Raw genomic sequence first — 13,035 nt, forward strand, 5'->3', positions numbered from 1 at the left:
AATGCGAATCATTATTATTCAAGGGCAGAAGGATGGGTATCGCGGCGGCACGCGCGACACAGCGGATGGGCCAACGGCTGGGTACGGCAAGCGCGCTCTGCGGCGCGCTCGTCCTTCCCTGCAGCCTGCATGCGGCCGAAGACGTAGCGGCACTGGACCAAGTGGTGGTGACCGGATCGCGTATCGAGCGTCCGGTGATGGACGCGCCTCTGCGCACCGAGGTCGTTGGAAGGGCGGAGCTTGAGCGCGTCCACGCGCGCAGCCTGAAGGAAGGCCTGGAGAATGTTCCGGGCCTGCAATTGCGCGAGATCCACGGCAAGGCCGGGCACGAAGTCGTGCTCCAGGGTCTCTCCGGTGATCAGGTACTGGTCCTGGTGGACGGACTGCCGCTGACCGCCACCACCGGCTCCACCGTCGATGTCAGTCAGCTCGCGGTGCTCGACATCGAGCGGATCGAAGTAGTGAAGGGCGCACTGTCGGCCCAGTACGGCAGCGCCGCCATGGGGGGTGTGGTCAACGTCATCACCCGTCGCATCCAGCCCGGTTTCGCGGGAGAAGTGCGCGGCGACTTCGGCAGCTTTGGCGAGCAGAATCCTTCCGGCACCACCGCCGATGCCGGCAATCGCCATACCGGCCTGCGCCTGGAGGGCGGCACCGAGCGGTTCCGCCTCCGGCTGACAGGCGATCAACGCGAACGCGCGGGGATCGACCCCGACCCGGAAAGCTGGGCGCGCCCCGGTGACGCCACAGATCGTCAACAGTACGACCTGCGGGGAGAATGGCACCCCAGCCCAGGCGGCGCCTTCCATTTGCAGGCGGGACGCTTCCAGGAAGAGATCGACAGCCGGTTCGACCTGCGACTGCCAGGCCGCACGGTGGAACAGTCGCGCTTTGAGGATGTCACCCGCAATCGCCTCCAGGGCGGCGGCCACTGGCACTGGCGCAACGGGGTCTCGCTGCGCGGTCAGGTGCTCGATGAACAGCTCTCCATCGATACCATCAAGGAGGCGAGCGACCAGCGCTTTGACGACCGCGACGCCGATATCGGCCTGTCCCAGGTCAGTCTGCAGGGCGATGTGCCCCTGCTGGCCGGGCAGCACCTGCATGTGGGTGCCGACCTGCGGCGCGAGGATCTGCGCCAGTTCAAGGATGGCAACTCCGAGCTCGACGGCAGCCTGGTAGAGCGAGAGAGTCAGGAAGTCTGGAGCCAACTGACACTGGTGCCAGCGGTCGGCTGGTCGGATGTCTGGGCACCACTCGCGGCGGATCGGGCGGAGCTGCTGCTGGGCGTGCGCGCCCAGGACGACTCCGACTTTGGCCAGCATGTCGTGGGAAGCGCCAATCTGCGGCTGGAGCTTTGGCAGGGCGCGAGCAGCACCGGTGCGCTGCGGCTCGGTTGGGGCCAGGGCTATCGCGTTCCGAATCTCAAGGAGCGGCACTTCCGCTTCGACCACAGCCAGCTCGGCTATGTCGTCATCGGCAATCCCGATCTGCAGCCCGAGGAATCGAACAGCTTCCAGGCCGGCTGGACGCACAGCTGGGGCCGCTGGCTCTGGCTGGAAGTCGGTCTCTTCGACAATCAGCTCCAAAACCTGATTCAGGTCGATGTGGACAGCGCCCAGGTGGATGCGCAGGGCATCCAGCAATTCCGCTACGACAACGTCGAACGTGCCCGCACCCAAGGGCTGGAGATGGGCAGCCAGCTGCGCTTGCGCGACGACCTGCGTCTGGTAGGCGGCTACACCTTCATGCGCACCCGCGATGAAGACACCGGCGGCGCGCTGACACGCCGCCCGCGCCATCAGGGCCGACTGGGCATCGACTGGGCGCTGTGGCACGGCACGGAAATGAGCCTGCGCGGCCGCTATCAGAGCGATGAGTTGGTGGACAGCAACAGTGGCGCACGCTCGCCCTCGTGGACGGTGCTGGACTTCCGGCTCAACCACGCGCTTACGCCGACCCTCGGCCTGTTCGGCGGCATCGACAACCTCTTCGACCGTCAGCGCGATTTCGCTGACCCCGCGGATTTCAGCCCCGTGGCTGGCCGCTTTGTCTATCTCGGCGCTCGCTACCGATTCGGCGACCGCTAAACCATCCCTCCAAGGAGTCCGACATGCATGATTCTTCGCTTCTTCGTGCGACCCGCCTCGGCATTGGCGCGCTCGCCCTGCTCACCCTGGCCGCCTGTGGCGGAGGCGGGGGCGGTGGTAGTTCGGCTGGCGCCAGCAGCGGCGATACGGCCAATGGCGGCGGCAGTGGCAATGGCGGCACTGACGGCAATGGCGGCACCAATGGCGGTGGAAGCGGCAATGGCGGCGGAAACGGTGGAAGTTCCGATGTGAATCTGCCGGCTGGCGTCGAGCAGCGCCGCTTCGATGCCACCAATCCGGAACAATGGACCTACATCGACCTCGCCACCGGCGATGTGCTGGAAATGAGCGAAGCCGACGCCGCCGAATCCACCGCCTGGCACATTGCGCTGCGGCGCTTCAATGTGGCCGTCAACGGCGGCACCTCCGGCCCCGGTACGGCCGCCGGCGGCCTGATCGGCCCGCAGGACGCGTTCTACGACGAGAACGGCGAGCCGAATTCCAGCGTCTTTCTTAACGCCGAGGCCGATGATTATCTCGAAGTGCTGATGAACGACGACTTCGAGGAACCCGAATTCGTCACCGACGCCATCACCAATGTCTTCGGCGAGGACTGGTACCGCTACAACTTCGCCACCGGCAACATCACCGCCGAGCCCAACAACGGCTGGCTGGTGCGCAGCGGTGAAGGCACCAGCTACGCCCGCATGCGCGTCACGGAGATCGACTTCCCGACGCGGATGGGCCAGGGCATCCGCAATTTCGAAGTCAACTTCGACGTGCAGCCGGAAGGCGTCAGCCAGTTCACCAACACCGCCACCTTCACGGGCTCGATTCCGGGCGAGGGCGGCGTGCGCTGCTTCGACTTCGATACCGACAGCAACGTGGACTGCACCGGCAGCAACTGGGATATCCAGATCGGCTTCCAGAGCCGCGAGTTCTTCATGCGCAGCAACAGCGGCCCCAGCGGCCCCGGCGGTGCGGCCGGTTTCGGACCCTTCCCCTGGGAGGAGCTGAAGGATTATGGCTCCGCCACCACCGACCCCAACGGCCAGAACATTGCCGGCATCTATCAGCCGGATACCAGCAGCGGCATTTTCGCGGCCAGCGACTGGTATGCCTACAACCTGCAGGGGCAGCGCAAGCTGTGGCCCAACTTCCGGGTTTACCTGATCGACAGCAACCCGGCAGACGACACGGCCGCGCGCTTTGCCGTGCAGATCATCGACTACTACGACGACATCGGCACCAGCGGCAATCCCACCCTTCGTTGGCGGCAACTCAGCGCGGAGTAAATCATGACCACCACCACAACGAATCCAACGTCTCTGCATCAACGCTGGCAGCAGCTGCGCGCCACGCAACCCAACCTGCGCATCCGCAACGCGGCCGAGCAGCTTGGCGTCTCGGAACTGGCGCTCTTGCGCACCGAGCCGGAGCGGATTCAACCCCTCCGGCCCGATTTCGCGGCCTTGTTCAACCTGCTGCTCGATGTTGGCCCGGTCATGACCCTGGCGCGTAACGACGAGGTCGTGCACGAGACCACGGGTCTGCTCGAAAACTTCGAGCATTACCCCGGCAGCGGCATGGGGCTGTCCACCGGCGCGCTCGACCTGCGCCTGTTCTTCAAGCAATGGCGGCACGCCTATGCAGTGGAGGAGAACGGCCGCGAAAGCATTCAGTGCTTCGATGCCGCCGGCAATGCCGTGCACAAGATCTATCGCGTCGGAGCCACCAAGGCTGAGGGGTGGAAGGCCATGGTGGAACGCCTCGCCGATGACACGGCCGGGGCCGCACCGTTGGAGGCGGCAGCGCCGCCGGAGCCGCGCAAGCCCTGCGCAGACGTGGCCGCGCTCCGTCGGGATTGGGCCACGCTGCGCGACTTGCATCACTTCCACGCACTGCTGCGCCGGAACAAGACGGACCGGCTCAGCGCGCTCGAAGCCGCGGGCGAGGAGTGGGCCCGTCCGCTGCCGGTGGAGGCATTGGAACGCCTGCTGCAATCGGTGGCGGACGACACGCCCATCATGGCCTTCGTCTACAACCCCGGCGTGGTGCAGATCTTCAGCGGCCAGGTGCACAAGCTGGCGCGCACCGGCCCCTGGTACAACGTCCTCGACCCGCACTTCAATCTGCACGTGCGCACCGATGGCCTTTCGCAGTGCTGGCGCGTGCGTCGTCCTTCCGACGACGGCGACGTCAACGCGCTGGACTGCTTCAACCACGAAGGCCGACTGGTGCTGAGCTTCTTCGGCGCCCGCAAGCCCGGCATTCCGGAGCTGGAGGATTGGCGTTCCCACCTGGATCAGCTGGAGGATGCATGCGCCATTGGCTGAGAGGCCTGTCCATGGCCGTGGGCGCGCTCAGCGCCCTCGGCCTGTCTGCCCCAGCCATCGCCGAGTCCGCCAGGGATGAACGGCTGGTCGTAGCGGGCGGCTGCGCCACTGAGATCGTCTACGCCCTCGGGGCCGGTGACCGCGTCGTGGCGGTCGATTCCACCAGCGCCTGGCCCCCGGAGGCGCGGGATCTCCCGCGTATCGGCTACGTCCGTGCCTTGCCGGTGGAAGGCATTCTCTCCATGGAGCCCGACCGCCTGCTGGCGGTGGCCGAGGCCGGACCGAGTACGGCCATCGACAAGCTGCGCGCCGCCATGCCGGTGGATGTGCTGCCGCCGCTGCGCGATCCGCGCGCCTTGCCAGATCAGATCCGCCGTGTGGCCGCGCACCTCGATCTGGAGGAACGCGGAAAAGCACTCGCCGATAACCTGGAGGCACGCCTGGCGGAGATCCCCGCGGGTGTCGGCACCGAGGCGGCGCCCTCGGTCCTGATCCTGCTTGCCGCCGGTGGCAATCAACTCCTCGCCGGTGGCGCCAACACCTCCGCCGACGCCCTGCTCGATGCACTGGGGCTGCGCAATGCGGCGGGCGCGCTGGAAAGCTTCAAGCCGATGAGCCGCGAGTCTCTGCTGCAGATCGACGCCGACCTCATCGTCATCGCGGAAACCGCGCCTGGTGCCTTCGACCCGACCGCCTGGCCCGCCCTGGCACACACGCCAGCCGGGAAGGCGAATCGCGTGCTGGTGCGCGATGCGATGTATCTGCTCGGCTTCGGTCCGCGCGTGATTGACGCCATGCAGGAGCTGCGCGCAGCCGTGGTGGACCCGAACTTCGTGGCATGGAAGCGCAGCTGACCCGGATTCCGGCCACCGCCGGCCTGTGCGCCCTCGTGGGCACGCTGGTGGTGGTGGCATTGGCCGCGCTGGCCATCGGCCCGGTCGCGATCAGCTTTCGCGAACTGCCCAGCGCACTGTTCGGGGAAACCGCCGGTTCGGCCAGTTTCGTGGTGCAGGAACTGCGCCTGCCGCGCATCGTGCTGGGCGCCATGGTGGGCGCAGCATTGGCCGTGGCGGGCGCGATCCTGCAGGGCCTGTTCCGCAATCCGCTGGCCGATCCGGGCCTGATCGGCGTATCCGCCGGTGCGGCGTTGGGGGCGGTGGCGGTTATCGTGCTGGGCGAGCGCGTCATGAGCCAGTTCGGCATGGGCGTGCCGCGGCTGCTGTTGCCGGGCGCCGCCTTCCTGGGCGCGCTGGTGGCCACGCTCGCGGTATGGCGGATCGCCACCCGTGCCGGGCAGACCTCAGTGGCCCTGCTCTTGCTGGCCGGAATTGCCATCAACGCCATTGCCAATGCCGGGGTCGGGGTGCTGACCTTCCTCGCCGACGACACCCAGCTGCGCACGCTGACCTTCTGGACCATGGGCAGCATCGCCCACGCCAGTTGGGAGGACATCCGCATGCTGCTGCCGTGGATGCTGCTGCTGGTCATCTCCGTGCCGTGGCTGGCCCGCCCGCTCAACGCAATGCTGCTGGGCGAGGCCGTGGCCGGGCATCTTGGCTTTCCCGCCCATCGCATGAAGCAGGCGGCCGTGCTTGTCTGCGCATTGGCCGTGGGCGCCGCGGTGGCGCTGACCGGGCTGATCGGTTTTGTGGGGCTGGTCGCGCCGCATATCGTGCGGCTGGCCGGTGGCGTGGACCACCGCTGGCTGTTGCCCGCCTCTGCCTTGCTGGGGGCGGCGCTGTTGATCGCGGCGGACACCCTGGCGCGCGTCATCGTGGCGCCGGCGGAGCTGCCCATCGGCCTGGTCACGGCCCTGATTGGCGGGCCCTTCTTCCTCCTTCTTCTCATGCGCCAGCGGATCCCCTGATGGACGGAACCCCACATCGCGGCCTTGCATCCGACGCCGTGACCGCCAAGGCACACCCCTTGATGGTCTGCGCCGGCCTGAACCTCAAGGCGGGCAGCAAGCCGCTGCTGGCCGATGTCTCCCTGCGCGTGCGCACCGGCGAATGCCTGATGCTGCTGGGCCCCAACGGCGCGGGCAAGTCCACCGTGCTGCGCGTGCTGGCTGGTGAACTGACGCCCGATGCCGGGCAGGTACACATCCTCGGCCGCAGTCTGGCGCAGTGGCCGGGGCGCGCTTTGGCACAGCACCGCGCCGTGCTGCCGCAGCAATGCGCCGTGCATTTTCCGGTGACGGCGGGCGAGGTGGTGGACCTCGGGTTACCCAACACGCTCCGCGGCCAGGCCCGAGCCGCCATCCGCAGCGAATTGATGGAGTGGCTGGCCGTCGGCCCGCTTGCGCGCCGGCTCTATCCCAGCCTGTCCGGCGGCGAACAGCAACGGGTGCAGCTCGCCCGCGTGTTCGGGCAGATCTGGACGACGCCCGGCCCAAGACTGCTGCTGCTCGATGAGTGCACCTCCGCGCTGGACCCGGCCCAGCAGCACGCCGTCATGGGCATGCTGCGCAATCTCTGTCGTGCCGCCGAGATCGGCATTGTTGCCACCGCCCATGACCTGGGCCTGGCGGCTACCTATGCCGACCGCGTCTGCCTGATGCGCGACGGACGCGTGCTGGAAGATGCCGCCCCACGCCAGGCGCTCACACCGGAGCGTCTCACTGAGGTCTACGATCTGCGCGCGCAGGTGCGCTGGGAGCCCGTCCCGAGTGTGGAAGTAGAGGGCACGCTGAACCCGCGCAGCGCCATTCCGCCGGCCAGTCTGGCAACCGGTCAGCGCGCAGCCGCGTGAGCGGCACGCGGGCGCGGCCCGACGCTAGCGCGAGAACTGCGTCAGCTCGAAGGTGCGCGTGCCGCCGGTGAAGGAATGCGTCCGCAGCGGCTCGCTGCGCTCCAGCTTCACGAGCCCCACGCCGGGGGCATACCACTCGCGCGAGATGATCGGCACATCGGTCCAGCCGTCGACGGCATCCGTGTAGATCGGCAGGGTGCCGCGGCCCACCACCAGCACGCAGTTCTCGAAGCGCCCGGCTGGCACCTGCACGCTGGCCGCCGTGTCCTCGATCTCGTAGGCCATCTCCACCGTCATCGTCCGGCGCAGCACATCCTCGGCCTCGTACATGCGTTGCAGCACATAGGGATGGCTCTTCAGGGTCCAGGCCGTGCCGGGCTGAATCGGCTGGCGCAGCACGTAGCGGGGATGCGGGTCCGGCACCGGCTCCAACTGCACCACCAGGCGCTTGGCGATGCGATAGATGCCACTGTCGTCCTCGGCAATGATGTAGTCCGTGCCCGAATCAGTGCGGCGGACGGCGCGGGTGACGCCATCCTCGCGCGTGCGCTCCACATTGCGGATGCGAAACAGGGTGCTACTGCGCTGGCCATCGCGTTCGGTGGTCACGCGGTAGGTCCAGGACAGGCCCTCATTGAGCGGGAAATAGCCTTGCGGAGCCTCATTACAGGCGGCCAAAAGTACGGCCAGGCCCAGCCAGAGCAGGGTGCGCATGTGCTATTTCTCCGGCAGGCGTGGGTCGGGCAGGTCCTCGACCGTGATGCGCTGGTCCGGCGTGGCCATGTGCGTCTGATCGGTGGGGCGCTCGTCGCGTTCGCCGTCGAAGGTGGTCGCCAAGCCGATCTGCACATTGCCGTCGCGCCGACGCTTGTCCGCCTCGGCCAGGGTGTTGTGGATGACCGCGTCATAGGGAAGGGCGTAGGCGCGCGGGCGCAGGGCGGGGCGGTCGCCTTCCAGCGAGGTGGCCCAGATGTGGATGCTGCCCTCGGTGCCCTCGCGCTTGTCTGGCTCGTTGATGCTGGAGGCAAGCAGGATGAAGCGCTCCGGCAGCGGGTGCTGGGTCGGCCAGCCAAGCATGCCAGTGAGGCTGGTGTAGGTCACGAAGTACAGCCCCGTCACCATCAGTACGCAGCCGGCGCGAATCCACAGCGCCCAGTGGCTGAAGATCACCAGCCCGGCCAGGATGGCCATCACTGCGCTGTAGGCCAGGGCCAGTCCGATCACTGCTTCGTTCATGCGGTCCTCATAGGGCTTCGACCGGCGCCAGGGATTTGTAACGGCGGTTGACGTTGATGATGCTGCCGTCGCGGGTCACCGTGAAGCGCACCGCAGTGCGCTCATTGCCCACGTGCGGCAGCTGCAGGGTGCCGTAGTAGATGACTTCCAGTTTCGGGTTCACGCGCACCACCTTCACCTCCACATCCACCGGGAGATCGCTGGCGGCGTAAAAATAGTGCGTGTTCACCACGTATTCGCCGGGCGAGGTGCCACGGATGGTGACCACCTCCTGATTCAGCGGATTGGCGATCTTCTCGCCGTCCACCAGGATCATGTCATTCGCCATGCCGCGGTCATCGCGGTCCAGGTGCATCAGCCCGGCCTCGGTGTTCTTGAACCAGACGATGCGGCCTTTCGGGTCTTCCACCCAGAGGTCGATGTCATCGTCGGTATTGTCGGGCCACTGCATGGTGATGATGACCTCGGCCTTGGGGTCGATGATGCCCTGCTTGGCCGGCGGGTTCAGAAACATGATCGCCACCAGAAACAGGAAGGTGAAGGCCAGCAGCGAGTTGAACAGCAGGTCGGTGAACGGGTCCTGCTCGGTGGACCGCCGCTGGCGGAACATCGCCATCTAGGCGACGCCTTCCAGAAGATGCACTTCGGCATAGTGCACGGCATCGGCCACGAGTCGGTCCGCAGCGCGGTCCAGCATCAGGTACTGAAAACCCAGCAGCATGCTGCCCAGCAGCCCAACCAGTGTGGTGTTCAGGGCCACGCCCATGCCCACGGTCATGTCCTGCAGCACCTGCTGCACGTTGTCTACATCAAAGGACTCCATGCCAGACACCGAGCCCAGCATCAGCACAAAGCCGATCACCGTGCCGATCAAACCTAGCTTGGTCAGCATGCCGGTCACAAACCAGCCCGTCTCATGCGGCCCGCGCGCCTGTTCGGCCAGCACCTGTGTCAGCTGCGCGTTCTCCAGCTGGTAATCCTGGTGGCGCGCATCGGACTGTCCATACTTCTGCACCAGCGCGTGGAAATAGCCGGCGGGCAGGGAAGGCGCGCGCTCATGCGCCGAAGCTGGCCCCTGCCAGTCGCCCGTCAGCCGGATGGCGCGCATCTCGTTCAACTGCTGCGACAGAAACCAGGCGCGCAGCGCGCAGTGCCCGGTTGCGCCGAGGAACAGCGCAACGATCACTTTGGAGAGATGGGTGGGGTCTTGTTGGAAGACCGGCGCCAGAAAACCCTGCGCCCAGGCAATCCACACCGCGAAGCTCACCAGCCCCGCGAACAGCATCCATTGCAGAAACAGCCGATGCGACGGCTCAGGTTGCGTCACGCTGCGTCGTCCTCCATGCCCCCGGTGTGGCCTTGCACCCGGGCGTCCTTATCGTAAGCACACGCATGGGAAGCGCACCCAAACGCGTGGAATAGCCGCGCATTCAAACCGTTCAATGCGCCGCAGGCAAGAAATATTGTGCGGTCTGCACAACTACTGCAGAGTAGCCCATAAAACAATTGGCTAAGGTGCAGCAATGGACGGGGAGAACAAGGCCAGCCTGGAGGCCGCCATCGCGGACCTGAAACACGCGCAGCGCGTGCTGGTCATCACCGGCGCCGGCATCTCTGCGGATTCGGGCCTGCCCACCTACCGCGGCGTCGGCGGCCTCTACGACCGCGACCTCACGGAAGAAGGCTTCCCTATCGAGGAATGCCTGTCGGGCGGCATGTTCCGCCAGCGGCCGGACATCACCTGGAAATATCTCTACCAGCTCGAATCCACCGCGCGCGGTGCCGGCCACAACGCCGGGCACAAGGCGCTGGCGGACATGGAAAAGCACTTCGAGCGCTTCACTATCCTCACCCAGAACGTTGACGGCTTTCACCGGGACGCCGGCAGCACCGACGTCATCGAAATCCACGGCAACATCCACACTCTGTACTGCACCGCCTGCGGGGCAGAGGAGTGGGTGGCGGACTTCTCCCACCTGCAGGAAATCCCACCCAAGTGCGAAGCCTGCAAAGCCATCGTCCGGCCCAGAGTCACCCTGTTCGATGAATTCCTGCCCGAAGAAGCCGTCGCCCGCCTGGAACACACCATGGCCCAGGGCCCGGACTTCGTCATGAGCATCGGCACCACCGCCGGCTTTCCCTACATCGCCGCGCCGATGATTCATGCGGCCAACAGCGGGGTTCCTACGTTGGAGATCAATCCCAGTGAGAGCGAAGTCTCGGCATTTGCCAAGCACCCGATTCGGCAACGGGGAATTGATGCGTTGCCTGCTATCTGTGAAGCGATCAAATAAGTTTGTATTGCAGATCTAGGGCCGGAGATGTCCGGTTTATATCCAAAACGGCCATACGGAAACCGTGGTCTGTCCCCAATTACGCCCAGGATCTCGAAGCCCGCATCCAGCGCTTGTTGCTGCTCGTGCCGGAGCAGCGAGTCAGCAAGCGTCCGGGACGCATCGAGCCGAGGACCGTCAAACGACGACCGAACCCCTACCAGTTGCTTACCTTGGCAAGACCGGCGGCTCCCCGTCTCGTTCGGCGCTATGGCGATCCCAATAGAAAACGGAGCGAGAGCCTGAAGCCCTGGTAATGCCCTCGTTATTAACGGAGCTCGAAAGTGGAGCTACGCAGCGGCGGCTTGGTGGCGGCTGGGCAACATCTACGAACACATGGACCGCATCGACGATGCCCGGCAGGCCTACCACACCGCGCTGCGCAATACCCTGACTTCACACAGCCGCGCGCGACGAACTCGAACAACTGGACGACGGCTGAGTGTGAGGGCTAGGCGACGTACCGCGATCCGCGCAATGCGGCTTGTGCTGAATCACACGCGCTGGCGACAACGCGGAGGATCGCTCAGCGCACCACGGTTGCGGACAGCATCAATGTGCCGGCGGGCCGCCCACCCCGTTTATGCTCAGTCCAGCCGCTCCAGGGTCACGAATTCCACCGATCCATCACGCGAGATCTCCCTCGGCGGCTCCACGCCAGCACCAGCCACCAGCACGACGGCGTCGCCGTTGCTGGTGTCGGTTGCTTCGACGACGATCTGATCGTTGGCGAACGGCCGGAGTTTCTGAATCGTGAAACCATCGAAGTTCAGACGCGTTGCCGCATAACCGGCGTCGCGGTCGTAGGCGTAGACCACGTCCTGGGAATCGCCGTCCTCGCGCCCGAGTGCGAAGATGGTCCGATCGGTGAACAGGGCCGGAGCCGGCTCCGCAGGTGACCGTTGCGCCCCCACCACGAAGCCGGCTTGCACCAGATTGTCGACCACCGTGATCGCGATACGTTCGTCGAGTGGTGCGTCCAGACGAACCTCGACGATGCACCGACCGTTGCCATCGAGCGAGATTAATGTCCGCTCGCTCAACTCGGAGAGAGAAAGACCGAATGGACCTGCAGCGGAATTAATGAAGGAAGCCTCGGGTCCTTGCGCACCATCTTCACCGGAGTAACGACATTCGTCCGGTGACGAAACAACCGTCGGGTTACTGAGAACAAGCTCGTCGTTGCTCCCGTCGACCGCGAGTTCGTACATGACGATGTCGTTGTCGGCGATGTCGCTATTGTCGGTAGCGTAATTTGCCACTCCCCCCAGCACGACCTCACCCGACCGGAATCGAAACGGTGCTCCACTGAAGCGATCGTATGTGCGATTAGTGCGTGTGGGCAGATCGAAGCCGTTGATTTTCGGATTGACCGTGAATCCGCGTGTTGCGAAGTTGAGCAGATTCAGGTCACTTTGCCGATCCAGCGTCAATTCGCCGGATGCGTCGTTATCAACGTACCGAAGAAACAGTTCACTGCTACCGGAATTCTCCGTATAAATCGCGTGGTTCACTACCGTTGAAGCGGTCGAAGGCAGAAGAAAGTAGACCGGCACGGGTTGGGTGGCAGGGGATATTCGCTCGGCGACAAGATCCCGGCCAGGGTTGGATCGCTGAGCGCGAAACAAGCCTGTATCGAAAAAGTCTTCCTCCGCACGAAGTACAAGGAAAAGCTCGTCCGACACCTCATTGAAGAGCGAACCGCGAGCGCCTAGAGCATATGCGGCCCCACCGTTCGGAGAGTCAAGTCCGACTGGACCGGACGGAATCGTCCCGGCCCACTGATTGGCCTCGAAGACCGCACCATCGGACTGACGAACAAACAACTGCTCTCGTCCGGTGGGCGGTGTGATGATGGCGGCGACGTAGTCATCCTCGATCCGGACCACGGCCCCGGGACGAAACGATTCACTCGCCAGTTCGTTGCCATCCTCATCGAAATAGAGAACACGCACCAGGAGGCCGTTCTCGTCGACGGCATACAACGTTTCGGAGCGCAGATCGGCCTGACAGAATTCTTGGCCGTCGATCATGACCAACTCGCCCGGGTCACCGTTGTCGTCGGTGCACTCCGCGTCATCGGATTGCTTGGTCGCGTCCGCGGAGACTGTACCGGTGATGACCAACCCCTTCGCCTGCGCGAGGCCGAACTTGACCGCTAAGCGGTCAACTGCTGCCGGTGCAGCAGAGCCACCGCCACCGCCACCGCCACCGCCACCGCCGCAAGCTCCCAGAAGCCCACTCGCTACCAACGTCAGAACACACACACTCGCTCGCATAATTCCCCCT

The 13,035-nt window shown here is 65.2% G+C and carries 12 protein-coding genes; 7 read left to right on the plus strand and 5 right to left on the minus strand.

The features are described 5' to 3' along the window. Window positions 1-65 precede the first annotated feature (65 nt). Genes ACOOFO_RS09905 through ACOOFO_RS09930 form a run of 6 tightly spaced genes read left to right on the plus strand, consistent with a single transcriptional unit; the run spans window position 66 to window position 7,177 of the window. The gene (locus tag ACOOFO_RS09905; RefSeq protein ID WP_420426612.1) at window positions 66-2,090 is read left to right on the plus strand and encodes a TonB-dependent receptor plug domain-containing protein; all 2,025 of its coding nucleotides are present in this window, start codon (window positions 66-68) and stop codon (window positions 2,088-2,090) included. A 23-nt stretch (window positions 2,091-2,113) separates the two neighbouring features. Beyond that, a complete protein-coding gene (locus ACOOFO_RS09910; RefSeq protein WP_420426613.1) occupies window positions 2,114-3,385 on the plus strand; it encodes an HmuY family protein in 1,272 nt (423 codons plus the stop codon). Window positions 3,386-3,388: 3 nt separating this feature from the next. Continuing rightward, window positions 3,389-4,426 (plus strand): hemin-degrading factor, encoded by a 1,038-nt coding sequence (locus tag ACOOFO_RS09915; protein ID WP_420426614.1) that lies wholly within the window; start codon window positions 3,389-3,391, stop codon window positions 4,424-4,426. Next, window positions 4,411-5,280, plus strand: coding sequence for a heme/hemin ABC transporter substrate-binding protein (locus ACOOFO_RS09920; protein WP_420426615.1), 870 nt, complete (start codon window positions 4,411-4,413; stop codon window positions 5,278-5,280). The genes ACOOFO_RS09915 and ACOOFO_RS09920 overlap by 16 nt, the downstream gene beginning before the upstream one ends. Continuing rightward, a complete protein-coding gene (locus ACOOFO_RS09925) occupies window positions 5,265-6,293 on the plus strand; it encodes a FecCD family ABC transporter permease (protein WP_420426616.1) in 1,029 nt (342 codons plus the stop codon). Before ACOOFO_RS09920 ends, ACOOFO_RS09925 begins: the two co-directional genes overlap by 16 nt. Further along, window positions 6,293-7,177 carry a heme ABC transporter ATP-binding protein gene (locus tag ACOOFO_RS09930; RefSeq protein ID WP_420426617.1) on the plus strand — a complete coding sequence of 295 codons (885 nt, stop codon included), beginning with the start codon at window positions 6,293-6,295 and terminating at the stop codon, window positions 7,175-7,177. The genes ACOOFO_RS09925 and ACOOFO_RS09930 overlap by 1 nt, the downstream gene beginning before the upstream one ends. A gap of 24 nt (window positions 7,178-7,201) precedes the next feature. Here the strand turns inward: ACOOFO_RS09930 and ACOOFO_RS09935 are convergent, their stop codons facing one another. The 4 genes from ACOOFO_RS09935 to ACOOFO_RS09950 are packed head-to-tail and all read right to left on the minus strand — an operon-like array spanning window position 7,202 to window position 9,740. Further along, entirely contained in the window at window positions 7,202-7,891 is a 690-nt protein-coding gene (locus ACOOFO_RS09935; RefSeq protein WP_420426618.1) for a hypothetical protein, read from the minus strand. 3 nt (window positions 7,892-7,894) lie between these two features. Further along, window positions 7,895-8,413, minus strand: a complete 519-nt coding sequence (locus ACOOFO_RS09940; RefSeq protein WP_420426619.1) for a hypothetical protein — start codon at window positions 8,411-8,413, stop codon at window positions 7,895-7,897. Window positions 8,414-8,420: 7 nt separating this feature from the next. Beyond that, window positions 8,421-9,029, minus strand: coding sequence for a hypothetical protein (locus tag ACOOFO_RS09945; protein ID WP_290567326.1), 609 nt, complete (start codon window positions 9,027-9,029; stop codon window positions 8,421-8,423). Further along, window positions 9,030-9,740 carry a MotA/TolQ/ExbB proton channel family protein gene (locus tag ACOOFO_RS09950; RefSeq protein ID WP_420426620.1) on the minus strand — a complete coding sequence of 237 codons (711 nt, stop codon included), beginning with the start codon at window positions 9,738-9,740 and terminating at the stop codon, window positions 9,030-9,032. Window positions 9,741-9,936: 196 nt separating this feature from the next. On the opposite strand from ACOOFO_RS09950, the gene ACOOFO_RS09955 reads away from it, so the two are divergent. Next, window positions 9,937-10,707 carry an SIR2 family NAD-dependent protein deacylase gene (locus ACOOFO_RS09955; protein WP_420426621.1) on the plus strand — a complete coding sequence of 257 codons (771 nt, stop codon included), beginning with the start codon at window positions 9,937-9,939 and terminating at the stop codon, window positions 10,705-10,707. A gap of 626 nt (window positions 10,708-11,333) precedes the next feature. Here the strand turns inward: ACOOFO_RS09955 and ACOOFO_RS09960 are convergent. After that, the gene (locus ACOOFO_RS09960) at window positions 11,334-13,013 is read right to left on the minus strand and encodes a hypothetical protein (RefSeq protein WP_420426622.1); all 1,680 of its coding nucleotides are present in this window, start codon (window positions 13,011-13,013) and stop codon (window positions 11,334-11,336) included. Window positions 13,014-13,035: the final 22 nt, after the last annotated feature.

This window comes from Algiphilus sp. (genome assembly GCF_965216485.1).
Classification (GTDB): Bacteria; Pseudomonadota; Gammaproteobacteria; order Nevskiales; family Nevskiaceae; genus Algiphilus.

Coding starts and splice junctions, on each gene's coding strand:
- ACOOFO_RS09905 (WP_420426612.1), top strand. CDS start 66: ATGGGCCAACGGCTGGGTACGGCAAGCGCGCTCTGCGGCGCGCTCGTC.
- ACOOFO_RS09915 (WP_420426614.1), top strand. CDS start 3,389: ATGACCACCACCACAACGAATCCAACGTCTCTGCATCAACGCTGGCAG.
- ACOOFO_RS09910 (WP_420426613.1), top strand. CDS start 2,114: ATGCATGATTCTTCGCTTCTTCGTGCGACCCGCCTCGGCATTGGCGCG.
- ACOOFO_RS09920 (WP_420426615.1), top strand. CDS start 4,411: ATGCGCCATTGGCTGAGAGGCCTGTCCATGGCCGTGGGCGCGCTCAGC.
- ACOOFO_RS09940 (WP_420426619.1), bottom strand. CDS start 8,413: ATGAACGAAGCAGTGATCGGACTGGCCCTGGCCTACAGCGCAGTGATG.
- ACOOFO_RS09935 (WP_420426618.1), bottom strand. CDS start 7,891: ATGCGCACCCTGCTCTGGCTGGGCCTGGCCGTACTTTTGGCCGCCTGT.
- ACOOFO_RS09945 (WP_290567326.1), bottom strand. CDS start 9,029: ATGGCGATGTTCCGCCAGCGGCGGTCCACCGAGCAGGACCCGTTCACC.
- ACOOFO_RS09930 (WP_420426617.1), top strand. CDS start 6,293: ATGGACGGAACCCCACATCGCGGCCTTGCATCCGACGCCGTGACCGCC.
- ACOOFO_RS09955 (WP_420426621.1), top strand. CDS start 9,937: ATGGACGGGGAGAACAAGGCCAGCCTGGAGGCCGCCATCGCGGACCTG.
- ACOOFO_RS09925 (WP_420426616.1), top strand. CDS start 5,265: ATGGAAGCGCAGCTGACCCGGATTCCGGCCACCGCCGGCCTGTGCGCC.